1 protein-coding gene is annotated in these 1,781 nt (G+C 64.5%); it reads left to right on the top strand.

Annotated elements, in window-relative coordinates:
- Window positions 1-21: 21 nt before the first annotated feature.
- On the top strand, window positions 22-1,781 hold a 1,760-nt coding region (locus LU671_RS29190; protein WP_332880104.1), incomplete at its 3' end, for an immunoglobulin-like domain-containing protein.

Below are 1,781 nucleotides of genomic sequence, written 5' to 3'. Positions count from 1 at the left end.
AAGCTCGACCAGGACCTGACCGTGACCCTGAGCAACGGTGCCAAGGTAATCATTCCGGCTGGCCAGACCCAGGTCGAATACAAGGCCGCCGCCCAAGGCGATGATGTGTTCAAGGACGGCAGCTCGCTGACCGTCGGCATCACCGATGCCACGGTCACCGGCAAGACCTTCGAGAATCTGGAACTGGGCGGCAACGCCACCGTGCAGATCACCGACACCATCAGTGAAGTCGTGGCCACCTTGTCCGCCGACAAGACCACCGTTTCCGAGGGCGGCCAGATCACCTACACCGTGACCCTGACCAACGCCCAGGGCCTGTCGGTCACCGGCCACAACGGCCTGACCTTCACCCTGACCGACGGCACCAAGGTCACCATCCCGGCCGGCAGCGCCACTGGCACCGCCATCATCAACGCGCCGGACGACGTGTTCGTCGGCGGCCAGGCCACCATCAGCAACAAGATCACCGGCGTCAGCGGTGCCGACAACTTCGAGAAACTGACCCTGGGTCAGAACGAAGTGAAGACCTCGGTCACCGACGAGCCGGGCTCGGGCACCCCGGGCACCGGCAACCAGGGCGACAAGGTCTCGGTCACTATCGTCGGCAACGGCGATGTCAACGAAGCCCAGCAACCGTCGTTCACCGTCAAGGTCAGCCAGAAGCTCGATCAGGACCTGACCGTGACCCTTAGCAATGGCGCCAAGGTGGTGATCCCGGCCGGCCAGACCCAGGTCGAGTACAAGGCGCCGGTCCAGGGCGACGACGTGTTCAAGGACGGCGGCCCGCTCACCGTCGGCATCACCGATGCCAGCGTGGTCGGCAAGACCTTCGAGAATCTCGAGCTCGGCGGTTCGGCCACCGTGCAGATCACCGACACCATCAGCGAAGTGGTCGCGACCCTGTCCGCTGACAAGACCACGGTTGCCGAGGGTGGCCAGTTCACCTACACCGTGACCCTGACCAACGCCCAGGGCCTGTCGGTCACCGGCCACAACGGCCTGACCTTCACCCTCACCGACGGCACCAAGGTCACCATCCCGGCGGGCAGCGCCACCGGTACCGTGACCATCACCGCCAAGGACGACGTGTTCGTCGGCGGCCAGCCGAGCATCGTCAACAAGATCGAGTCCGTCACCGGTGGCGGCAACTTCGAGAAGCTGACTCTCGGCAACAACACGCTGACCACCACGGTGACCGACGAACCAGGTTCGGGTACCCCAGGTACCGGCAACCAGGGCGACAAGGTCTCGGTCACCATCGTCGGCAATGGCGATGTCAACGAAGCCCAACAGCCGTCGTTCACCGTCAAGGTCAGCCAGAAGCTCGACCAGGACCTGACCGTGACCCTGAGCAATGGCGCCAAGGTGGTGATCCCGGCCGGCCAGACCCAGGTCGAGTACAAGGCCGCCGCCCAGGGCGACGACGTGTTCAAGGATGGCAGCTCGCTGACCGTAGGCGTCACCGACGCCACAGTCACCGGCAAGACCTTCGAGAACCTGGAACTCGGTGGCAATGCCACCGTGCAGATCACCGACACCATCAGTGAAGTCGTGGCCACCTTGTCCGCCGACAAGAGCACCGTGTCCGAGGGCGGCCAGATCACCTACACCGTGACCCTGACCAACGCCCAGGGCCTGTCGGTCACCGGCCACAACGGCCTGACCTTCACCCTCACCGACGGCACCAAGGTCACCATCCCGGCCGGCAGCGCCAGCGGCACCTTCACCATCAATGCGCCAGACGACGTATTCGTCGGTGGTCAGCCGACCATCAGCAACAA

Source organism: Pseudomonas sp. NMI760_13 (assembly GCF_021283245.1).
GTDB classification, from domain to species: Bacteria; Pseudomonadota; Gammaproteobacteria; order Pseudomonadales; family Pseudomonadaceae; genus Aquipseudomonas; species Aquipseudomonas peradeniyensis.
Note: the sequence above shows the minus strand (reverse complement) of the source record. Positions and strands in the feature narration are given on the sequence as shown.